Annotated in this window: 16 protein-coding genes; 7 read left to right on the forward strand and 9 right to left on the reverse strand. The window is 52.7% G+C overall.

What is annotated here, in order from left to right:
* Nucleotides 1-184 precede the first annotated feature (184 nt).
* Both holA and mnmG read left to right on the forward strand, forming a co-directional pair.
* Nucleotides 185-1,315: a DNA polymerase III subunit delta gene (holA, locus tag B3075_RS02850; RefSeq protein WP_218824898.1), complete on the forward strand. Its 1,131-nt coding sequence runs from the start codon at nt 185-187 to the stop codon at nt 1,313-1,315.
* Nucleotides 1,315-3,201, forward strand: a complete 1,887-nt coding sequence (mnmG, locus tag B3075_RS02855) for a tRNA uridine-5-carboxymethylaminomethyl(34) synthesis enzyme MnmG (protein WP_290489336.1) — start codon at nt 1,315-1,317, stop codon at nt 3,199-3,201. Before holA ends, mnmG begins: the two co-directional genes overlap by 1 nt.
* Before the next feature lie 458 nt (nt 3,202-3,659).
* On the opposite strand, the gene ribD is transcribed toward mnmG, so the two are convergent.
* Nucleotides 3,660-4,730, reverse strand: a complete 1,071-nt coding sequence (gene ribD / locus B3075_RS02860) for a bifunctional diaminohydroxyphosphoribosylaminopyrimidine deaminase/5-amino-6-(5-phosphoribosylamino)uracil reductase RibD (RefSeq protein ID WP_290489334.1) — start codon at nt 4,728-4,730, stop codon at nt 3,660-3,662.
* A 521-nt stretch (nt 4,731-5,251) separates the two neighbouring features.
* On the opposite strand from ribD, the gene B3075_RS02865 reads away from it, so the two are divergent.
* On the forward strand, nt 5,252-5,974 hold the full coding sequence (locus B3075_RS02865; protein WP_290489332.1) for a hypothetical protein: 723 nt from the start codon (nt 5,252-5,254) through the stop codon (nt 5,972-5,974).
* 69 nt (nt 5,975-6,043) lie between these two features.
* Here B3075_RS02865 and B3075_RS02870 read toward each other — a convergent pair whose 3' ends face one another.
* Nucleotides 6,044-6,772 (reverse strand): LamG-like jellyroll fold domain-containing protein, encoded by a 729-nt coding sequence (locus B3075_RS02870; RefSeq protein WP_290489330.1) that lies wholly within the window; start codon nt 6,770-6,772, stop codon nt 6,044-6,046.
* A gap of 283 nt (nt 6,773-7,055) precedes the next feature.
* Between B3075_RS02870 and dnaN the strand changes: the two genes are divergently transcribed.
* Entirely contained in the window at nt 7,056-8,156 is a 1,101-nt protein-coding gene (gene dnaN, locus B3075_RS02875) for a DNA polymerase III subunit beta (protein WP_094136651.1), read from the forward strand.
* 158 nt (nt 8,157-8,314) lie between these two features.
* Here the strand turns inward: dnaN and B3075_RS02880 are convergent, their stop codons facing one another.
* From B3075_RS02880 to B3075_RS02900, 5 genes are all read right to left on the reverse strand, one after another.
* Nucleotides 8,315-8,755, reverse strand: a complete 441-nt coding sequence (locus tag B3075_RS02880) for a hypothetical protein (RefSeq protein WP_290489327.1) — start codon at nt 8,753-8,755, stop codon at nt 8,315-8,317.
* Between the two features lie 102 nt (nt 8,756-8,857).
* A complete protein-coding gene (locus B3075_RS02885; RefSeq protein ID WP_290489325.1) occupies nt 8,858-9,910 on the reverse strand; it encodes a hypothetical protein in 1,053 nt (350 codons plus the stop codon).
* Between the two features lie 609 nt (nt 9,911-10,519).
* Nucleotides 10,520-11,251, reverse strand: a complete 732-nt coding sequence (locus tag B3075_RS02890; RefSeq protein ID WP_094136648.1) for a L,D-transpeptidase — start codon at nt 11,249-11,251, stop codon at nt 10,520-10,522.
* 30 nt (nt 11,252-11,281) lie between these two features.
* A complete protein-coding gene (locus tag B3075_RS02895; RefSeq protein ID WP_290489323.1) occupies nt 11,282-11,755 on the reverse strand; it encodes a LysM peptidoglycan-binding domain-containing protein in 474 nt (157 codons plus the stop codon).
* A 69-nt stretch (nt 11,756-11,824) separates the two neighbouring features.
* Nucleotides 11,825-12,640, reverse strand: a complete 816-nt coding sequence (locus tag B3075_RS02900) for a TatD family hydrolase (RefSeq protein WP_290489321.1) — start codon at nt 12,638-12,640, stop codon at nt 11,825-11,827.
* Between the two features lie 123 nt (nt 12,641-12,763).
* Here B3075_RS02900 and B3075_RS02905 point away from each other — a divergent pair, with 123 nt between their 5' ends.
* Complete coding sequence (locus B3075_RS02905) at nt 12,764-13,825, forward strand: lipid A deacylase LpxR family protein (RefSeq protein ID WP_179218429.1); 1,062 nt, start codon at nt 12,764-12,766, stop codon at nt 13,823-13,825.
* 193 nt (nt 13,826-14,018) lie between these two features.
* On the forward strand, nt 14,019-17,756 hold the full coding sequence (locus B3075_RS02910; RefSeq protein ID WP_414631730.1) for a glycoside hydrolase family 2 TIM barrel-domain containing protein: 3,738 nt from the start codon (nt 14,019-14,021) through the stop codon (nt 17,754-17,756).
* A gap of 187 nt (nt 17,757-17,943) precedes the next feature.
* Here B3075_RS02910 and B3075_RS02915 read toward each other — a convergent pair whose 3' ends face one another.
* Both B3075_RS02915 and B3075_RS02920 read right to left on the reverse strand, forming a co-directional pair.
* Nucleotides 17,944-18,630, reverse strand: a complete 687-nt coding sequence (locus B3075_RS02915) for a PEP-CTERM sorting domain-containing protein (protein WP_290489316.1) — start codon at nt 18,628-18,630, stop codon at nt 17,944-17,946.
* A 6-nt stretch (nt 18,631-18,636) separates the two neighbouring features.
* Nucleotides 18,637-19,617 carry a hypothetical protein gene (locus B3075_RS02920; protein ID WP_290492017.1) on the reverse strand — a complete coding sequence of 327 codons (981 nt, stop codon included), beginning with the start codon at nt 19,615-19,617 and terminating at the stop codon, nt 18,637-18,639.
* Nucleotides 19,618-20,334: 717 nt separating this feature from the next.
* Between B3075_RS02920 and clpB the strand changes: the two genes are divergently transcribed.
* On the forward strand, nt 20,335-22,917 hold the full coding sequence (clpB, locus tag B3075_RS02925) for an ATP-dependent chaperone ClpB (protein WP_094136641.1): 2,583 nt from the start codon (nt 20,335-20,337) through the stop codon (nt 22,915-22,917).
* Nucleotides 22,918-23,021: the final 104 nt, after the last annotated feature.

Below are 23,021 nucleotides of genomic sequence, written 5' to 3' on the forward strand. Positions count from 1 at the left end.
AATGCCCTGCCGTAATAACGATCAAACGATTTGCGGCTTGATCACAAGGGGATGCCTGAAAACGGAGCCCGTCAAGCTTCAGCCGCTTTTTGACATTCCGATTCCATTGATACTATTTAAGCCTTTTCTCTTCAAATGAAAAAACCTGCAAATGACAAATACGCCTTTCAACAAACCGTACTTTATGATATCATGCGGTTACGGTTTTATGGGTTCCAGCGCTTTACAACAACAAGCCATTCATCTCGTCTTCGGCACGGATGAAGGAATGGTGCGTGAAAAGGCTTCCGGCATTTTTGCCGCTCTGACGGAAGGCACGAACGAATTTTCCCATGAAATTCTGGAAGCGGCCTGCGGTGATTCCGATGAAGCGGCTCAGGTGGTACGCCAGGTTACGGAAGCTCTGCGGACCCTCCCATTTTTTCCGGGACGCAAAGTAGTCTGGATGAAGAACTGCAATTTTCTGGGAGACTCCGTTACGGGACGTTCCTCCACTACGGAAGCGGCTCTGGACTCCTTCAGGCAATTGCTGGAAAGCGGCCTGGGGCCGGACGTCCTGCTGCTTATTTCCGCCTCCGAATTTGACAAGCGCCGTTCCTTCAACAAATTCCTGCTTCAATCCGCCGTGTCGGAAGAATTGAACAAGCCGGACATCACCAAAGCAGGATGGGAAGGCAGTTTAATGCCCCTCATTAATAAGGAAACGGCGGCGCGAGGCATGAATTTCGATTCCGCTGCCCTGGAACTGTTCATTCACCGCGTCAGCGAATCCTCCCGCCAAATCATTTCTGAAATTGAAAAACTGGATCTTTATCTGGGAGCGGGCAGACGCACCGTAATGCCGGAGGATGTAGAGCGCATGGTTCCGCTGACGCGTACAGGCGTTATTTTTGAAATTTCCCGGGCTCTGGAAAACAAGAAAAGCGACGCGGCTATCTCTCTGATTGACTTTCAACTGGAACGCGGTGAAAACGCCATCACCATCATGCGCGCCGCATTCATCCCTACTCTAAGGAATCTGCTGGCCGCCAGACTTTTATGTGACGCATTCAACCTGAAGCCCACCAATTTCAAGGAATTTACGGCCCGCATTTCTTCCCTGCCCTCTTATGCAGCCGCGTTAATTCCCCTGAAAAAAGACGGCTCTCCCAATGCTTACCCGCTTTTTCTGGCGGCGCAGAACGCTTCCAAATTCAAAACGGAACGGCTGAAGCAAACTTTGAAAGAATGCATGAAGGCAGATAAAGCCCTAGTGTCCTCCTCTCTTGATCCCCGCCTGATTCTGCATCGTCTTGCCATCTGTTCCGCATCCTGATGAACTCCTCCTCTTCTTCCGTTTTCCCCCTGTTTGACGTTCTCGTCGTCGGCGCCGGGCACGCAGGTATTGAGGCGGCGCTGGCAGCATCCCGTCTGGGGTGTTCCGTCGCCGTCCTGACCCATAACCTGGATACCATTGGGCAAATGTCCTGCAACCCGGCTATCGGGGGACTTGCCAAAGGGCATATCGTCCGGGAAATAGACGCCCTGGGCGGAGCCATGGGATTGAACACGGATGCCACCGCCATTCAATTCCGGATGCTTAACGCCTCCAAGGGGCCCAGCGTGCGCGCTCCCCGCGCCCAGTGCGATAAAACAGCCTACCGCACAAGAATGAAAATGGTTCTGGAAACCGACCCGGGCATACGCCTGTTTCAGGGAGATGTGGTCAGATTGCTCGTCAACGGGGAACAACAGGTAACGGGAGTTGTTACTTCTCTGGACTGCGCCATTCATGCCCGCAGCGTGATTATCTGCTCCGGGACATTCATGAAGGGATTGCTTCATGTAGGCCTTCAGCACATAACAGGCGGCCGAATGGGTTGCGCTTCTTCCAGCCTTTCCGCCGATCTTGCCATGCTGGGTTTTCAGGTGGAACGGCTTAAAACGGGAACTTCTCCCCGCGTCAATGGAAAGTCCATTGACTTTTCCGTCTGCGAAATGCAGCCTGGAGATACTCCGGAAGCCCTGTTCAGTTACCGTTCCCGCGATATACTGAAACGTGATTCCGAACCTTTTTGCACTTTGAACACATGGGGAGATGCAAATTTCCGGATGAAGCAAATGCCCTGCTGGATCACCTACACCAACCAGGCGACGCACGACATTATCCGGAAAAATTTAAAATTCAGCCCTCTTTACAGCGGTATCATTGAAGGCGTAGGCCCCCGGTATTGTCCCTCCATAGAAGATAAAATCGTGCGCTTTGCGGAAAAAACGAACCATCAGGTATTCCTGGAACCGGAAGGCCGCAGTACGGAGGAATTCTACCTTAACGGAGTTTCCACTTCCCTGCCCTACTCCGCTCAGTGCGATTTCATTCATACCATTCCCGGTTTGGAAAACGCGCAGCTGATCCGTCCGGGATATGCGGTGGAATATGACTTCTGTCCTCCTACGCAATTGCATCCCACACTGGAAACAAAACTGGTGGAAAACCTGTACTTTGCAGGTCAAATCAACGGCACATCCGGCTATGAAGAAGCCGCGGCGCAAGGTTTGATGGCGGGAGCGAACGCCGCCCTGAAAACCCTGGGCAAACCTTCTCTGGTGCTGCGCCGCGATCAGGCTTACATCGGCGTCATGATAGATGACCTCGTTACCAAGGGAACCGATGAACCTTACCGCATGTTCACCAGCCGGGCAGAATTCCGCCTGCTGCTGCGCCAGGATAACGCAGACCTGCGGTTGGCCCCTCTGGCTTTTGAAACGGGCCTTATTACCCGTGAAACGGCCCGAAAAGCGGAAGACAGGAAAAACGCCATTGATGAAGGAATAACAAAAGCAGCCGCCCTCAAACACGAAGGGGTTTCTCTCTCCACATGGCTTAAAAGGCCCGGCAACGACTGGACCCTATTGCCTGAAGAACTGAAAAAAATGTTCCACGTGGAACATTTGGATGCCATTGCCACGGATATACAGTACGAAGGGCATATTGAAAGGCAGAAAAAACAGGCGGAAAAAATCATACGGATGGAAAATAAAACTATTCCCGCCGATATTGATTACGAACATGTCCACGCCTTAAAAAAAGAGGCTGTCATCAAGCTGGGCAATATACGTCCCGCAACTATCGGACAGGCCTCCCGCATTCCCGGAATTACCCCGGCAGATATTGCCCTGTTGCTCGTGCATCTGCAAAAACGCAGCAGGCAGCAAACATAATATCCTGTGCCTCTTTCATTCAGAAATTTAATCTGAGAGATATGCGGAGCCTGGATGATGGGAAAAATATGACAGAAGCTTCCCTGATCCGTATATGATCCCATTGTATCGCCCTGCCGTTATTGCGCGGAATTGATAAAAGAGATTCAATCCTGTTCCCTGAATCCTTTTTGTGCGACAGCAGATCCTCTTTCCCTCTAAGTAATCATCATTCCTCTGCCTGTTGCAAAAAGAAATGGAATTATCCCTTGAGTATTATTGAATACCGGTCTCTCTAATTGATCGATTTATCCATTGTGAATCATTGACATACTGTCGATAACAAAAAACAGCATGAGAAAATTACTCCAAGAAGTAAGGGGAGCAAAAAGAACTGAATAGTAAAATCTACCCGGAATGAAAGTTACTTTCCCAAGTCTCAAATTCTTCAGATAATTAATAGACAAAGCCCTCGCCCATTAACGGTAACAGATATCTCCCCTGATGCACACATCATCTCCAAAGGTATTCACAACAGGCTGTTCAAGACAGGCTTCATGCTCCAGAAACGGACCGGACGCTACGCCGTCCGCACCGCCGCCGATAATGATGGGAGCATAAAATCCCACCCACTCATCAACCAAACGGGCTTTCAAGAATTCCCGGACCAGACAGCCTCCCGCTTCCAGCAGGAGAATCCCTATTTTTTTATTAGCATATAATTTTTTTAATAATTCCAAATAATTAAAAACATTCTCCACAATCAAGGTGCGGTCACGAAATTCATCCGTCAAACAAATGGAATCCGCAGGTATGGAAGCGGCATCACGGGTCAGAATAATACGCCAGGGTTGTTCCTTGAGGGGAGAAACAGCACGATCCGGTTTCCTAATAGTCAGGGACGGATTGTCCAGACGAACGGTATTCCCTCCGGTGAGAACCGCATCGCATTCGGCACGCAGGGTATGTACAAAAGACCTGGATTTTTCATTCGTCAGCCATTGGGAGCGTTCCGGACTGCGGGAAATGCGGCCATCCAGAGACATGGCGCTTTTCGCAATTACCCAGGGACGTCCTTCCAGCATGTTCAACCTGAATCCCCGGATTAAATGATCGCATTCCTTTTTCAGAACCCCGCGGGTAACCTTGATGCCGGCCTGCTCAAGAATATCAGCCGCAGCGCCGCGGTGCTTGGGATTGGGGTCTTCCGAACCATAAACCACCCGTTTGAAACGACATTGCAAAATAGCATCTGTACAAGGCGGCGTTTTTCCGAAAGTGCTGCATGGTTCCAGAGTAACATACAAAGTTGAATCCGCGAACAGGGCTGCATTGCCTCTCGCCGCTCCGTCAGCAATGGCCTCTCTTTCCGCATGGGGCAAACCGGCTTTTTTATGAAATCCTGAACCGATTACCCGGTTTTCATGTACAATGACCGCTCCCACGCAGGGATTCGGGCTCGTAAGTCCGATCCCATTTGAGGCCAGTTTTATGGCCATCCTCATCCAACGGTCATCCTGGTTTTTCGTATTCACGCCGTTTTGTAGCATGAAAACCGGAAGAAGGACAATCACGTTGTGTGATTGAAGAATATTAGGTTTAACAATATTAAATTCCTTCTTCTTCTACCGTGTGTCTAGTGTGAATAAGATTTCAATTTGCTGAAAATGAAAGCATTAAACATCATTCCAACTGTTAATAAATTTGGCCTGCAAAAATGTGGATAACATCTGAATAAGTTATTCACATCATATTCGCAGTTAATTGGCTTATTCTTTCACAGGGTTATTGGCAGGCGCGGCTGTAAAACAGATTCGCGCATTCCTCCTTGCAGAGGCCACGGAGGAAAGCATACCATTCTTTTGTGAAGGTTGCCAAATTGATTTATATTTCGGAGAGGGATCATACTTTTCCCGCTACAAGCCCTGAAGCGCCCTTCCACGGCTTTTCTGTGGCTGGAGTGAATATAGCCGCCTACTGCGCTGCCCGCCTTCGGGAGGCGGGTTTTGAAGCGGTTTTCGATCCAGAAACTCCGGTTTGGGAAGAAAAAGGAGAAATCATAGAGGTGTCCATGCATGATTTTTCCCCGGAGGCGGCCATATGGCTTGCCTCCTGCAGGGCAGGGGAGGCAAGGAGTGAAGAGGGGTATTTGCTGGCCCGGAAAGGCGGGGAAAGCGGATTGACGCGGGTATTCACGCGGAGGGAGGCAGCAATAGAGCGTCTCGTTTATCCCTGGGATCTGCTGGAATGGCAGGAAAAAGTGATGGAGAAGATGGAATGGGAGAATTTCTCCGGGAGGGAAGGGGTTTGTGTTATGGGGGCGCTCCGGGTGGGGGACGGGACCGTCATCATGCCGGGCGTGGTTGTGGAAGGGACCGTATGGGCGGGAGATGGCTGCCGCATAGGGCCTAATTGCCATTTGAGGGGTTATGTGTCTCTGGGGAATAACTGTGTAGTAGGGCAGGGAGTGGAACTGAAAAATTGTATTATCGGCGACGGCACATTGATCCCTCATTTGAGTTATGCGGGGGATTCCATCATTGGCAATGACGTTAACTTCGGCGCCGGAACGGTATGTTCCAATTTTCGCCATGATGGCGGCGAACACAAAATGATGGCGGGCGGGAGGCTGGAATTTACTGGAAGAAACAAGCTTGGAGCCGTCATTGGAAGCCATGTGCGGCTGGGCGCCAATACCGTTGTTTTGCCGGGGCGGGTTCTTTCTCCCGGTACCTGGACCAGGCCGGGGGAAATATTCACGGGGGACGTGAATGGCAGAATGGAAATTTCCTGAATGCCGAAAAGGCCGCATGCGGAAAAACGTCTCCCGGCATGCGGCCTTTGGTGAATGGTTAAAGTTGCTTCAGCAGCACCGGCGACGGCGCATCATCAGGGCGGCCAGCCCCAGCAGGCCCAGGGAAACCGTGGATGCTTCCGGCACGGGAAGCACGACGCCGTCGTAAAATTTGATGTTGTTGACATCCAGAGTGCCGTTCATGGGGCGGGTATTTCCGAAAGAAGCCCCAAACTGGGAGCCTGTCAGGGCAGGGGAGGACGGATTCCACTCGGTGATCGTACCTGCCAAAGCGCCGTTGACGTAAATGGAAAGAGTTTGGGAGGAAAGATCGGAAATGATGCTCATATTATTCCAGTTGTCCTGCTGGAGATCTGTCCAGGTCAACCCCGTGTTGATATTTCCGCCGGTTTGGCCGCCGAACCCCTTGTTGTAGAAGTAAAGTTCTCCGTTGTCAGTGAATTCCAGCACCATGCTGTTGGATTCTCCGGAGACCGTCCCATTGGTGTACAGGCTGAAAATGTCTTTCCACCCGTTGCTGGTGGAACTCAGGTTTTTCAGGTTAAAGCTCACGGTAAAACTGCCTGTGATGCCCGTTATGTTTGCGTTATAGGGAGTGCCGGAACCGCTGCCGAACGTGGCGTAATCATTGCCGGAAGTGTAATTGAAGGAGCCGTTCCAGTTGGGGGCGGTTATTTGTGCTCCTTCCGCAGTCCATTCCCAGGAATAGACAGGAGTAGCCGCGTGGGCCATGCCTGCCGCTGCCAGTAAAGATAAAATAATCAATGAGCGTTTCACGGAAATTTTGAAATATGGGTTACAATCAATCCGATAGGAGGGCAGCGGATTTCTAATCCGCATAAGGATATTGAAGAAATCTGATTCCCTGGAATGGATTTTTAAGAATGCTTAAATAATCTAAAAAACCTATTCATGCAAGATATGCCCGGAGAAATTACATATTACTATATATAGTATGCTTTTAAAAAAATACTGCCAAATATTAGGGTTTGACGGAGAAATGGCTTGAACTATGAAAGGCGGTTATGAGAAGATGCGAGGCAGATAAAAGCACAGACACATGAAGTTTACCATTTCCAAGCAAGTATTTCTCGACGGGCTAAGACAGGTTGCCAGCGTCGTGTCTTCCAAGACGACGCTGCCTATTCTTTCCAACGTCAAGATTGAAGCTGAAAACGGCCAGGTACGTTTTACGGCTACCGATCTTGACGTATGCATTACTGGCGTAGTTCCTGCGAATGTGCTGCGTGAAGGCTCCGTGACCCTGCCCGCTAAAAAGCTGGTGAGCATCATCAGCGAACTTCCTGAAGCCGAAGTTCAGGTGGATGTCAACCAGCGCAACCAGGCTGCTGTGGAATGCGGCCGCTCCCAGTTTAAGCTGAACGGCCTTCCGGCGGATGAATTTCCGGAATTGCCGTCCTTTGAACAGGCAACCGTGTACCAGGTGGACCAGAATGTATTGCGGGACTGCATCCGCCGCACGGAATATGCTATTTCCACGGATACGACCCGCTACGTGCTGAACGGCATTTCCCTCTCCTTCCGCAACGGCAAAATGACCCTGGTGGCCACAGACGGCCGCCGTCTGGCCCTGGCGGAAACCGCCCTGGAATTCCCGGAAGAACAGCAGCTGGACGCTATCCTGCCCACCAAGGCTGTTGGTGAACTCCGCCGCCTGCTGGATGAAGTGGGAACCGCCACCATCCGTTTCACCCGCAACCAGGCCGCTTTTGAAATCAATGATACGTTACTGATCAGCAAGCTGATTGACGGCAATTACCCGAACTACCGCCAGGTAATCCCGACGGACTGCAAGGAAAGCATTGAACTTCCCTGTGGAGAACTGCTGGAAACGGTGCGCCGCGTCTCCCTCCTTTCCGTGGACAAGAGTACGAACATCAAGCTGAACTTCCGTGAAAACGAGCTGGAAGTGGCTTCCAGTGCGGAAGGCGTGGGTGAAGCCCATGAATCCATGACGATCACTTATGCCGGAAGGCCGCTTTCCATTTCCTTCAATCCGGATTTCTTCATGGCTCCCCTGAAGACGATGGCCGGGGATACGATTATTACGCTGAATCTCATTGATGAAATGAGCCCGGGCGTCTTGAAGATCGGAGATGAGTTCCTGTATGTGCTCATGCCGATGAGATCTCCCAATTGATTTTGGTGGCACAAAATCGTTCATACAGAGGAACAGGCGCCGTGGCAACATGGCGCCTGTTTTTTTTATTTACTGAAAGTGAAGGAGATAAATATGTTATTCACACAAATGTTCTACGTGGAACATTTTTTATTTTCCATTACGGGAAAACTGTAATATCACTCGCTTAACAGCCCAGGAGGAGCGAACAAGTCCGGAGCGAGATGAAAGGGATAAGAACCGGATGCCTGAAGGATGGCTTCACGAACGGAGGTCATGGAATGGAAACAGGAGCGTTCCACATTCAGAATACGTCCGTCCTTCAGTTTGATCATCAATCCGGGTTCTGCTTCATTATTTGGAGTGCATCCTATGCGTTCAATTAATTCCCACGGTATTTCCCTGCGTGAAATGCTGTTGCCCCAGAGGATGGAGGAAGAAGTGATTGTGAGAAAATAAGGTCTGCCCAGGATAACGGGAAGCCACAGAAACAGCAGAAGAAAGCCGAAAAGAAGGTTCCACCAGCCGGAACCGAAAAAAGCCCAGGCCAGACCGCACCCCAGGGTTGCGAGGATTTTCCCTCCCAGCTGATAACTGCGGTAGAAGTAATAAGTATTCATGAGTTGCGAAGTCAATAAAACATCAGACTGACCATGGAACGCTAAGTTCCCAACCGTACTCTGTACGATACCGCTTTGTTCCGGAAAAGACAAGGTGATAAGTCAGGAAATCCAGTCCAGCATTCCAGACGGTATGGAACCGCAGGAACGTATCAGGGAAAGAAAACGTTCTTCCATTTCCGGCGGCGGTGGAAAAAGACCCGGCAAGGCCCGGCCCGCAACAAGTTCCAGGGCGCCCTGGTTGTGAAGAGCCAGGGGAGGATCAATGTAACGCATTTGCGTAGGATCCGGCAGAATAAAATTAAGAGGGCGGCCTTCGTTCAGCAGGCGGTTCTTTGGAATTTCCGGCCCCCATTCATCCTCCACGCCCATATTGGCAAGCAAAATGCCGGAGGATAAGAGTATAGCCGGGTCAATAAGCCCTGACATGGCATTCCGCTTACCTGTAGCCGTAACGGCGCAGAAAGCACGCCTGGTTGCGTCAGTAAGGGCCGCCTTGTCCTTTGCCTGCACAAAGGAGGCGGAAGACAGAGGTTTTTTCTCCACATCCGCTACAATGACATTCAGTTTCCGGTTGAGAGCATGCAGAGCTATTCCGCGGCCGACTTTTCCATATCCAATGACCAGCAGAGTTTGCCCCTGTTCGTTTTTTATTCCAAGAGCGTCCAACGCCCGGAAAAAACTTTCTCCGGTCCCAAGGCAGGTTTCTATCTGTTTAATCTTTCCGGCGTCCACCATCCACACGGGTTGTGGACATGCCGCATAGCGTTCCGCGCCTGAGCGGGTCAATTCCACATATCCGCAAAGACTGGGGACATGGCTGAGCGCTCCGGCACAGTCCATGACTACATCATAAGGGCCGCCTGCCCGTTCCGCTTCCACCACGGGAATTCCATACTGCCCCAGCAATACGACTGTATCCGGATCATGGGGCATTACCGGAGAGATCGCTACTGTCAGCTTCGCTCCTGCGGCCAGAAGAGAAGCGTATTTAGCGCAGGTATTCCGGAATACGGGAGAAGCGTCAATAATCCGGCATCCTTCCAGCGGGCGACTTTCCGACCACGTTTTATATTGATGCAGGAGAACGGGAAATTCTTCCTGCCGATAAAAGGGGAACAAATTTTCCAGAATGCGCTCCGGAGATACAGGCATAACAACAATTCAGGGGTTCTTGCAGAAGAAGGTAATCCCCATCCTGCCGTTTTCCCAGAAAAACTTTGTCAACAAAACATCTTTTGTTGAATGGTTGTTAAAGGCTGTAGCCGGTTCGTGGAAGACAAACTGTTAAGTTGTCAATGTCCGCTTGCAGGTATTCTATGCGCGTGCAGTGGCATGATTGAGAAAAATCTTTTTAACGGCGTCCTTCACTTATTTAATGCGGGAGTGATTTTCTTTTTGTGATGAAAGCAGCATCAGCAGAGGGATTCATATGTTATTATGGGGCAATGCCGTCGCTTCCGATTCCATGACCGACAAGTATTCCGGTCTACCGCTGTTCCTGCTGGCATGCTGAGCATTCCGAATAAGGTGGTTGGTTTTACCCGGTCGTTTTATCCGGCATTTTTATTTGCCCTCCGATGAGGATTACAAAACGCTTCTTTTCGTTGTATGGCCCGCAAAAATAGTGCAATAATTCAGGAAAGATAATTTTTGTACGTTATGCTTATGCCTCGGAAAAAACGGCATGGAAAAAAGGACTGCTTTTCAGGCAGCCCTTTTTAAAATTAGGTGGTGTTTTAAAGGGAGCATTGCTCCGGCAGGCTATTGTTTGCGGCCTCCGGATCCCTGTTGTTGTGCGGGAGGGATTTTCTGCGCTTCCGGCACGGGCAACGGCGTTTTCCGGATGGTAACGGGCGTTCCTATGCTGGTTTGCCTGTAGAGGATTTCCGCAACATTTCGCGGCAGACGGACGCAGCCATGAGAAACAGGATGCCGCCGAACTTTTCCTACATGCAGGCCCAGGCCCGCATTGGTAAGCCTCTGCCAGTAGGGCATGGGAGAGCCGTCAAAACGGCCTCCTTCCGGTACGGGATCCGTGGATTCGGCATTGTAGTTAATGCATTTGCCTTCGGCATCATACATTTTGCCGTAGAGGTTGGAGGCGTAGTCTTCCTTTTTGGAGATCACAGTATAGTCTCCCGTTTTAGTCGGATAGGCTTTGACGCCGGAGGAGAGGGGGAAATCCATGGCGACCAGGCCATCCACCAGATACTGGCCCCGCTGTTCGTCCAGGCAGACGAAGATTTTCCGGGATTTTTTCGGCTGGCGGTTCAACAGGGTGTCGTCCTTATAGACGTCGTATGTTTTCCGGTAGTCCTTGCGGGCCACGAAATGAGCGTACGTAGAAGGATGAAACGGGTTTTTATACTCCGGGACGGATTTGTCCACGGTGCGCGGATCCGGCAGGGCCGCATGGCCCGTGCCGGAGTGGGAACAGGACATCCACCCCATGAGAACCACGGGGAAGACGGCCAGGAGAAAGAGAGGCTTCATAAGTGGTGAAACCGGGAGGGGTTTCCCGGATTACTTGGAACGCGGGATTGTCAGCTTCTGGTTGATGTGAATCAGATCGGACTTAAGGCCGTTAGCCCTCTTGAGAGCCTTGACGGAGGTGCCGTTCCTGCGGGCGATGGCTCCCAGCGTATCGCCTTTCTTCACGGTGTAGGTGCGGGCCTTGGGAGCGGATTTACGGGAGGAGCTCTTTCTGGCAGCTGCGCTGCGGGAGGATTTGGTGCCGGACGTGCTCTTCCGCGCGGATGATTTTTTAGTGACGGAAGGTTTGGCGGGAGGATTGTAAGCGTAGCTGGAAGAATTCTGAACCGGGCTGTAATGGCCGGATTCGTAAGCGGGATCAGAGCTTTCCGCGATCCACGGCGGGATTTCGCCGCTGGCCGGTTCTGCGGTGTCATAGCCGGCCGTGGAGGAATTCTGGGTGGAGCAGGAAGAGAAGGGCAATACCAGCGCAACAGCGCAGGTTAAAATAAATGGCGTTTTCATGTGTGCCCTGTTCATACTAATTTATGATTTCGGATTCAAGGCGGCAGCGCGGATTGTCGGGATTTTTTTTCAGACCTTGCCCAGATTATAAAAGGTTTCCGCATTTCGGGTCGTCACATGGGCCAGGTCTTCCAGGTTCATGCCTCTGGCAGCGGCGATGAACCGGGCTGTATGAATGAGATGGGCGGGTTCATTCATGCGGCCCCGGAGGGGTTCCGGACTGAGGTAGGGGGAATCCGTTTCCAGCATGATACGGTTTTCCGGGCACCAGCTTGCGGTTTCCGCCACTGCGGAGGCGTTTTTAAAAGTAGCCACTCCGGTGAAGGAGACCATGCCGTCCAGTTCGTCAAAGATTCGCGTGGCCTGAGCGGCATTTCCGATGAAGCAATGAAAGACGGGACGCACGCGGCCCGCGTAGTTCCGGGCAATCGCCAGGGCGTCCTCAAAGCTTGCGGAGCCTTTCCGGTCCCGCGTATGCAGGACGATATTGAGGCCCAGGCGCGCCGCCAGGTCAAAATGCTGTTCCAGCATATTCTGCTGAAGGCGGCGGAAATTTTCCTGCTCCCAGCCCGGGGGGGGAACATGGAAATAGTCCAGCCCCGTTTCCCCAATGGCGGCTAGGGGAATGTCCTGCGCTATCTGGAAAAGACGGTCCGTCCAGCCTTCCGGCGTTTCATGGGCATCATCCGGATGGATGCCCAGCGCGCAGAAGACTACGCCCGGGAACTGGCGTGCCCATGCTATATTCATCTCCCAATCATCCGGCCGTGCCCCCAGCGTAATCATGCGGTCAGTGTTTGCCTGAAGGGCATGCTGAACGTAGGTTTCCCTGCGGGACTGGTCGAATTGGGAGGAGGCCAGATGGCAATGCGTGTCAATGATCATGGCATAGAAACCCCGGAAGGGCAGGGGAAGTTTGTGGATATTTGCCGGCTTTGAAAAGAGCAAACGCAGGGCATGCCTGATTTTTCCTTGCCACACGGAAGTGAAACGCACAAACTGCCCCGCATGAAATGTACGGCTTTGTGCATGTGCGCCGCCCTGTTGCCGGTGGCTTCCCTTCAGGCAGGAACCCAGCAGATGGAAGCTCCGCAGGAGGGCCCCGTTATCAGTTTTCATCTGGAAAACGATATGTTCGTGGGAGATGATGACAATTATACCAACGGCGTCCGGTTTGCCTGGATGTCCGGCACCACATCCCGAAGCCAGACTTTTTCCGGCATGCTGGGGACGGTTCTGGGGGGTACGAATGCTTCAGGTTCCTGGCGCCGGTTCATGGGAATGGACGGTTCTCCCAATTTGCGCCAGCAGTGGGGACTTGACTTGACTCAGCTTATGTATACTCCGGAGCAGAAAGCCACCTATCCCCTGTACAACCAGCATCCCTATGTGGGAAGCCTGACGTTGGGGCTTACTTCTCTGGTTAAGAATGAAGACAGGGCCAATTCCCTGGAATTGCAGCTGGGTACCACGGGCACGAATTCCCTGGCGAAAGGCTCCCAGCATTTTATTCATAAACTGTGGGGTATGGAGCAATGGCCCGGCTGGGCCAACCAGCTCCCCGGAGAGATGACCGCCAATTTGTTTTTCAAGCGTTATTACCGCCTGCGCGGACTGGAAAAGCGCTACGGCTCTGGTTTTGAAACGGACGCTCTGGCTTACTGGCACGCAGACGCCGGCACAGTAATGGTGCAAGCGGGGGGCGGCATGTCTTTCCGCTTCGGCTATAATCTGGGCAATACTTCTCCGGAGAACAGCATTCGCGGCGCGACCAGCGCCGCGCCTCCCTTCGTTTACAACAGGACGTCCGTTTCCAACTGGGGGTACTACGGTTATCTTCACGCCGCCGTGCGGGCCGTGGCCCATGACCTGTATCTGGATGGCACGGTGTTTCGTTCCTCCCCCAAGTATGTGAACAAGTATCCTGTGGTGGGAGAATGGGGCTATGGCTTCGGCCTCCGGTACAAGCGCTCAGAGTTGCTTTTCGGCCTGCATTACATGACCAAGGAGTACACCCAGCAGGAATCCATGCAGTGTGTGGGCGTTCTCCAGCTCCGGCATACTTTTTAACGGCTGCGTTTGCAGGCCGCGCATAAACGTGACAGCAGCTTGCAAAGGGCAAGTTTGCTGTTAGAATTAGAATTGCGGATTCGTATGTAACTGGACAATCCGTTTGTGCATATCAACTCCGACACATATTGATTTCATGAGAACGACCAGATCCTGGCTTTTATCCTGTACCGCGCTGGCGGTAGGTTCCGTCATGTGCGGCCTGGGAGCACCGGGCGATTCCGCCACCACGCCAGCCCCTACAGGGCTGGAATGGGAACAGGAACAGAACCTGCATTTGAATAAGGAAGCGCCAACCGCCTTCTTCGCGTCTTTCAGCGATTTGCAGTCCGCCTTGAAAGTGCTGCCGGAAAACAGCAAATGGCGCAGGTCCCTGAACGGTCAGTGGAAGTTTCACTGGGCGAAGGATCCCCAGAGCCGCCCGGCCGATTTCTACAAGCCGGATTACGACGTAAAGGACTGGAAGGAGATTAAGGTGCCTTCCTCCTGGCAGACGCAGGGTTACGGCACCCCCATTTATTCCAATCAGCCGTATCCCTTTGAACGCTCCTGGCCTTATGTAATGAAGGAGCCTTCCAACAAGAATTACACGTCCTACAAGGAACGGAACCCCGTAGGTTCCTACCGCCGCACCTTTGAAGTGCCTGCGGATTGGGACGGTAGGGAAGTGTACATGCAATTTGACGGCGTGGATTCTTTCTTCTACCTCTGGATCAACGGGCAGTATGTAGGTTTTTCCAAAGATTCCCGAAATCCGGCCCGTTTTGATATCAGCCCCTACCTTAAGAAGGGGGAAAACGTGGTGGCCGCAGAAGTGTACCGCCATTCCGACGGAGCATATCTGGAATGCCAGGACATGTTCCGCTTGTCCGGCCTTTTCCGCAATGTTTCCATTTTCGCGCTGCCCAAAGTTCACATCCGCGACTTTTTCGCGCAGACTAATCCGGTGGACCAAAGGGATTGGGCCCTGAATATTGACCATGCCAAACCGGGCACCGTGAACGGTGATTGGCGCCTTCAGGTGGATGTGGATGTACGCAATCTGTTTCCGGCAACGGAAAAACTGGATGGCTGCACGGTTTCCATGGCCCTGTATGACGCTGCCGGCAAGCTGGTGGAACCTGTCAAGCCCAAGGACGCGCCATATGACGGCGTATTGGAAAAGCGCTTGCGTCTTACCGGCATGAAGGATTTTAAAACCTCCCTGCTTGGCATTTATTCCAAACCCAGGCTATGGTCCGCGGAAGATCCCAACCTGTACACCCTGGTACTGACGCTGAAGCGTGACGGGAAAACGGAAGAAATGGTTTCCGCCCGCGTGGGTTTCCGCAATGTGGTGATTAAGGACAGCGTGTTCCTGGTGAACGGCCAGCCGGTGAAGGTAAAAGGCGTGAACCGCCATGAAAGCCATCCGGAAACAGGGCATTACGTGACTCCGGAGCAGATGGAGGAAGAAGTGCGGATGATGAAACGCGCCAATATCAACCATGTGCGCTGTTCCCATTATCCCGCGGATCCTTATTTCTATTACCTCTGCGACAAGTACGGCATTTACGTGCAGGATGAGGCCAACATCGAGTCCCACGGCTATTACTATGGCAAGGAGTCCATTTCCCATCCCATTGAGTGGATGCCGGCCCACGTGGACCGCATCATGGCGATGGTGGAGCGCAACAAGAACCATCCCTGCGTGATTATGTGGTCCCTGGGGAATGAAGCCGGCCCCGGCCAGAACTTCCGCACTGCGGAAAAGATGGTGAAAGCCAGGGACATGTCCCGCCCCACCCATTACGAACGCAATAATGACATTGTGGATCTGGGGTCCAACCAGTACCCGTCTGTGGACTGGACGCGTTCCATGGCGGGCAACAAGGATTTCCCCAAGCCTTACTATATTTCCGAGTACGCGCACAACATGATGAACGCCATGGGCAACCTGGCGGATTACTGGGAGGCCATTGAGTCTTCCGACCGCATTATGGGCGGCGCTATCTGGGATTGGGTGGACCAGGGCTTGTACAAGACCCTGCCGAATGGAGAAAAGATGCTCTGCTACGGCGGCGATTTCAACGATCATCCCAACAGCGGCCAGTTCGTGTTCAACGGCACCATCCTGTCGGACCGCACGCCGGAACCGGGTTATTTTGAAGTCAAGCATGTCTATCAGAATATTTCCACATCTCTGACGGACGACGGCAGGATTTCCATCTTCAACAAGAATTTCTTTACGGATCTTTCTCCCTATGACATTACCTGGACCCTGACGGAGAACGGAAATGTGGTGGCTGAAGGCAAGCTGGACACGCCTCCGGCCGGACCCAGAGAAAAAATCGTGGTTCCCATTCCGGACATTCCCCAGTTGAAAAACCGGAAACCGGGGGCGGAGTATGCTCTGCGTATAGGCTACAAGCTGAAGAAGGACAAGGAGTGGGCCAAGAAGGGGTACGAATTGGCCTTTGACCAGCTTCAGCTTCCCGTACAGGGAGATCTACCTTTGTTCAAGGCCCCTGCGGGCAAAGTCAGCCTCAGCGCGGACAAACATACCGTTTCCGGCAGGGATTTCTCCGTTCAGTTTGACGCGGCCACCGGAGAACTGGCTCAGTTCACAGTGGACGGCAAGCCTCTGTTCAAAACGCCCATGGCGGTGAACGCCCTGCGCGCCGCCTCCAGCAATGAGCCGGGCGTCATGGCCAAGAGCATGGCTAACGGCCTCCGTGAACTGAAGCATGAACTGCTCAGTTACGAAGCCATTGATAACGGCGACAGCGTCACCGTCAAGCAATCCGTCAAGGTGAGCGGCAAACAGGCTGAAAACATCAGCGGCTACGGCGATACCAAGACCACCATCACGGCCAGGAAGCAACCCCTGAACGATACGAACACCCATTTCATCAATAATCTGGAATGGACTATTTACGCTGATGGAACGGTTGTCTGCCAGTCCGTGCTGCTTCCGCGCGGCAATCCCCTGGAGCTGCTGCGCCTGGGATACGAGCTCCAGTTGCCGGCGAATATGGACAACGTAGCCTATTATGGCCGCGGGCCGGAAGAAAACTACGCGGACCGCAAGAGCGGCATGCCTTTGGGCGTGTATAAAACGACGGCCTGGGATTCTTTCTTCCCGTACGGCAGACCGCAGGATTGCGGCAACCATGAGGATACCCGCTGGGTGGCCGTTACGGACGACAAGGGGCGGGGCCTGCTTTTCGGTTCCGTGGGCGCGCCGTTCGCTTTCTCCGCTCTTCCGTATACCACCACGGATTTGATTCAGGCAAACCACCCCGTGGAACTGCCGAAGACGACGGATAAGACCGTGCTGGTTCTTTCTTCCGCCACGCGCGGTCTGGGGGGGGCTTCCTGCGGTCCCGGCCCCATGGGCAGGGACATCATCAAGGCGAACAAGCCTTACCCGATGTCCTTCTTTATGCGGCCCATTACCGCCAAGTCCTACAAAGGTGAAATCCGCGTGCCTGCGGCCCGGCTGGATATGACCATGCTGGCCCGCACGGACAAGTACACGGTTAAAAGCGTAACCAGCCAGGAGCAGGGCGAAGCGGACGCCGAATTCGCCATTGACGGTGATCCCGGCACTTTCTGGCACTCTGAATACAATAAAACCGTGACCAAGCATCCGCATGTGCTGGCCGTGGACCTGGGTAAGGAGCGGGAATTCTCCGGAATTACTTATCTTCCCCGCCAGGATGGCAACAACAATGGCCGCGTGAAAGATTATTCCGTGGAAGTGAGCGCGGACGGAGAGAAATGGCAGCCTGCCGCCAAGGGTTCCTTCCCCGACAGTGCGGACCTCCAGGAAGTGAAATTCCAGGCCCCCGTCAAGGCGCGTTATTTCCGTTTCTCCGCCCTCAGTGAGATGCAGGGGCGGGATTACGCCGCCGTAGCGGAACTGGATATCATTCCCGTTAAGAAATAACTCCCGCGGTTTTCACTGCGTGAACAGACGCCCCGCCGCTTTTCCAGAGCGCGCGGGGCGTTTTATTGCCGGGCACTATGGGTATTCTGGCGGGAAATGCAGAGGGAAATGGAGTACGAATAGTTGACGGCACAAAAACCTCTGTACAGAAAATACCCGTACAGAGGTTTGACGAAAGAGGAAACTTTTATTTCCGTTTACGGCGTACCATTAGGGCTGCCAAGCCCAGCAAGCTCATGGTGGTTGTTGCGGGTTCCGGAATCAAAAGCTGGATGGTATTGTTTTCCAGATTGATATTTCCCAGGATGCATTCCGTATAGTAGTCAAGATCGTTTATGAGAGCCTGCTCCTTGGTCGTAAGCCACAGATCGAACGGCTCGTTGCCGGATATCTTTATATTATCATAATTAAGCAGACTGTCGCTGGATGCGTTTTTAAAGACAAAAAAAGCTGTTTCTCCATCCTGTCCCGTCACCATTAAATAAACGGGGGATGTCGGGGTATAAGAAGAATAATCTCCAGACAAATTAAAGCTGCCGTCAGTGACGCTGCCATTTTGCTCTTCAGGTATATTTGTCAGCGTGCTGGTGAAATTGTTCTGCATGCTCATCAGATCACTGTATTCCAGTTGATCCTGTGCATACGAATTACCTTGTAAGTTCCATTGCCGGCTAGTCACATCATAACTCCAAGTATTTCTGTTGAAGGCGCCTAAAACAGCATTGCCTGCATTCAGCGGATTTCCGAGGGAATTGGTTAGGGAATACGCGGAGGGATCATCATTGCTGATATTGAAACTGTCCGCCAGGGCAATCCCTCCAGAAAAGAGAGCGCAGGCGGTAAAAGCATTGGTGAAAAGGGAGCGATAGAGCATGGCTGGTTATTTGTTGGTTTGATGTTTGCTGGACACCGTGATGTAGGAAGGTGTCTTGGAAGATTCATAGTAGATGGAAAAAACTCCATGGAAAGGGACGTTGGAAACATCCTCTCCATTGTCTTGACGTTTCCAAGAACCGTTGTTGTTGACGACCTTGACCATGGCATTCTTGCCATCTGCGGGAATGTTGATGACGGCGTCATCAGGCAATTGCAGAGCTGTTTCAGCCAGGGTCTGGGAAAGGGGCAGGCGGGTGTGAAGAAGGGAATTGAATGTGGGAACGACCAGCTTCTGGTTCTTCAGGGATACTTCCCCAACGACCACAGCTGTAACATCGGAACCGGCCTTGCGCGTAATAGTCAGGGGTTCATGGCTGAACACCGGCATGCCGCCGATATTTTCCGTAGATCCCCTCCTTCTCCATTCGCTTCCGGAGTAATAAGCGGCAAGCTTGGTGGTTGTGGAATTAAAGATGTTAACGGTGTCTGCAGACATGGCGGAGCCGCTTTTCAGGCCAAACTGGTTGTCCACGCCAAGAATATCATCCAGAGTGCGCGTTTTGCGCAGAGCGTATGAATCGGGGGGAGTTCCCTTTCTTACCAGATCGGAAAGAAGGCGGTCATCCACTTTAATGGAATGTTCCGTCCAGCAAGATCCCGGTTTTTTCCATCCATCCCGGTTTAAGGGAAGAGCCATGACTTCATTGCCGAAGTGAAGAACCAGCACATAGGCGGAGTTTTCATTCATCAGGTCGTTGAAATTGACGTCCGGATCCGTGATGGTGACTTTATTGCCGGAAATGGCAATGTTGTCTTCTTTGAGGGTGTGCTGTACCAAGGCTTCCGGATGCACCCCTAAACCCAGATAACCCGTTGCTTTGGCGTACAGGGGTGTTTGGATATAGCCGCAGGGCGTACTGTAAGCCGTTTCCGCATGCAGGGAGGCGCTTGCTGCCGAAAGCAGCACGCATGTGCAAAGAGACACTGGCAGACAGTGTGCCGGATTGATAAACATTAACCCATTAAAAAGAAAGGGAATCGTTTGTCAATTAGGAAAGGAAGGAACATTTCCGTTCTTCATTTGTTAAACTTTTTCCCGGACAGAGGAAGCCTCCGGTGTGTCCGGGGATACGCCCGGGATTTAAAACATTAGGGAGGATGGTCGCCGTTTTTTTCAATTCCCCCGAAACAGAAGCGGGGAAAACGTAATCAACGTGATGACCTTGAACGCAGCGCTGGATACATTGTTCCCGATGGGCGGGATGTAATTGACCGCCCCGGTCCGGAGAATATCCTGGCGGAAAAATCGTCCGGCATTAGCCGGTGCCTTGGTCCCGCGTCTTTCTCCGGTTATCGGGGCGGTTTTCACACTGGATTTTTGTCGGTTTGGTTTAATCAGTTGAAAGACAGGGACAGCGGATCGGCAGTCGTGCAATATCCTCTCTTTGGTTTTTTAGACTGATATGAAGTTTCTTCAATCCTGAATGAGATTATTTGCAAATAATCTTCCCTTAGCGGCATGAACATATCGGCACCCTCACCGCTTTCCGTCAGCTCAAGGCGGACTTTCCAATAATTCGTTGAGCGTACAGGTGATATTGCGGGGGATCCGAAGGGGTAAAAAATTTTTAGATAACAGGAAAAATCCTGTTTTTCCATTCAACGGTTGGAGTTATTCTTATGTCTAAAATACCAACATACCATGCTTAACAATCTAACAACAAAATTTCAGGAAGCGCTGATGCAGGCGCAGCAAACTGCAGGCCGGCTTGGAAAACCGGAAATTTCCTCTCTGGACGTTCTGGTGGCGTTGCTGGAGCAGGAAGGCGGAATTCTTTCCCCTATTCTCCGCAAAGCCTCTTGCGATCCGGGGCTGCTTCTCCAGGCAGCCCAAAGGGAGGTTTCCCACGAACCTACTCAAAGCGGCGCCACCACGCAGCCGCAGATGGGGCGTGACCTGGCTACCGTCATGCAGGCTGCGGAAGAGGAACGCAAAAAGCTCAAAGATGACTACCTCAGCGTGGAACACTTCATGCTTGGAGCGTTGGACACGCAAAACAAAGTGCACCAGTTGACGGACACCTTTGGGCTGACCAAGGATAACTATCTGGCCGCCATGAAGGAAGTGCGCGGCAACCAGCGCGTGACGGACGACAACCCGGAAGGCAAATACCAGACGCTGGAAAAATATGGGACGGACCTGACGGCCCGCGCCCGCGCCGGTAAAATTGACCCCGTCATCGGCCGTGATACGGAAATCCGCCGCGTTTTGCAGATTCTTTCCCGCAGGACGAAAAACAATCCCGTCCTGATCGGGGAGCCCGGCGTTGGCAAAACCGCCATTGCGGAAGGTCTGGCGCGGCGCATTGTCAACGGCGACGTGCCGGAAAGCATGCGCAACAAGCGCATTGTATCCCTCAACATCGGCTCCATGCTTGCCGGAGCCAAATATCGCGGTGAATTTGAAGAACGCTTGAAATCCTTCCTTAAGGAAGTAACGGATTCCAACGGTGAAATCATTCTGTTTATCGATGAACTGCACACCATCGTAGGCGCGGGCGCCAGTGAAGGGGCGGTGGATGCCTCCAACCTGCTCAAGCCCGCCCTGGCCCGCGGGGAACTGCGGACCATCGGCGCGACAACACTGGACGAATACCGCAAATACATTGAAAAAGATGCGGCTCTGGAGCGCCGGTTTCAGCCCGTCATGGTCTCCGAACCCAGCGTGGAAGATACCATCGCCATTCTGCGCGGCTTGAAAGAACGCTATGAAGTCCACCATGGAGTGCGTATTACGGACGCTGCCATCGTAGCGGCGGCCACCCTTTCCGACCGTTATATTTCCGACCGTTTTCTGCCTGACAAGGCAGTAGACCTGGTGGATGAAGCGGCAGCCCGCCTCAAAATTGAGCTGGACTCCATGCCTACGGAAATTGACCAGATTGAACGTGAGGCCATGCAGCTTGAAATGGAGCGGCAGGCGCTGGCGAAGGAAGAAGACGCCGACAGCAAGGCCCGTTTGGAAAAAATCACCAAGGACCTGGCCGACTTGAAGGAAAAATCCGGTTCCATGATTGCCAAATGGAAAAGCGAAAAAGAAGTGCTGGACGCCGTCCGCAGGGAACAGGAAAAAATAGAAACCCTCAAACTGGAAAGCGAAAGGGCCAAACGTATGGGTGACCTGACCCGCGCGTCGGAAATCACCTATGGCGAACTTCCGGAAGCCCAGCGCGCCCTGACGGAAGGCAAGGAAAAGCTCAGCAAAATGCAGAAGGAAGATGGGGGACTGCTGAAGGAGGAAGTCACGGAAGGAGACATTGCCAAAGTGGTTGCCACCTGGACCGGCATTCCCGCCGCCCGTCTGCAGGAAGGGGAGCGTGCCAAGCTGGTGCACATGGAAGAGCGTCTGGGCGCCCGCGTAATCGGGCAGAAACAGGCCGTTAAGGCCGTATCCGACGCCGTGAGACGCGCCCGCGCCGGGTTGCAGGATGAAAACAGGCCCATTGGCTCTTTCCTGTTCCTGGGACCCACCGGCGTGGGCAAGACGGAACTCAGCAAGGCGCTGGCGGAATTCCTCTTTGACAGTGAAAACGCCATCGTCCGCATTGACATGTCCGAATACATGGAAAAACATTCCGTCGCGCGCCTCATCGGGGCGCCTCCCGGATACGTGGGGTATGAAGAAGGCGGTCAGCTCTCTGAAGCCGTGCGCCGTCGTCCGTACTGCGTGGTTCTCTTCGATGAAATTGAAAAGGCCCACCCGGACGTCTTCAACGTATTGCTCCAGGTGCTGGACGACGGCCGCATTACGGACGGCCAGGGTCGTACGGTTGACTTCCGCAACACGGTCATCATCATGACCTCCAACATCGGCAGCCAGTACATCCTCAATGAAGCCAATGCGGAACAGAGGGAAGCCAAGGCTCTGGAAGCGTTGCGCGGCCACTTCCGTCCGGAATTCCTGAACCGCATTGATGAAATCATCATCTTTGACCGGCTCACGGCGCAGGAACTCAAGGGCATTGTGGACATTCAGCTTCAGCGTGTCCGCAGGCGTCTGGAAGCCAAGGGCCTGTTTTTGCGCATGACTCCGGAAGCTACGGCTCTGGTGGCGGATCATGGTTTTGATCCTGTGTATGGAGCCCGTCCTCTCAAACGGGCCATTCAGCATGATCTTCTGGATCCGCTCAGCCTCAAGCTTCTGGAAGGAGACTTCCCGGAAGGAACGGAAATCGTGGTGAGGGAAAAAGACGGCAAACTGGACTTCACCAAGGAGAAAAAATAACTGAAAAGCATGCTTGCCGGTATATTGCCGGGAGCGGACAGGGGCGCGGCATTAGCTGCGCCCCTGTTTATTGTTCGAATGGGAGGGTAGCATTTTTTTGGTGA

Source organism: Akkermansia sp. UBA7090 (genome assembly GCF_002493465.1).
Lineage (GTDB): Bacteria > Verrucomicrobiota > Verrucomicrobiia > Verrucomicrobiales > Akkermansiaceae > Akkermansia > Akkermansia muciniphila_A.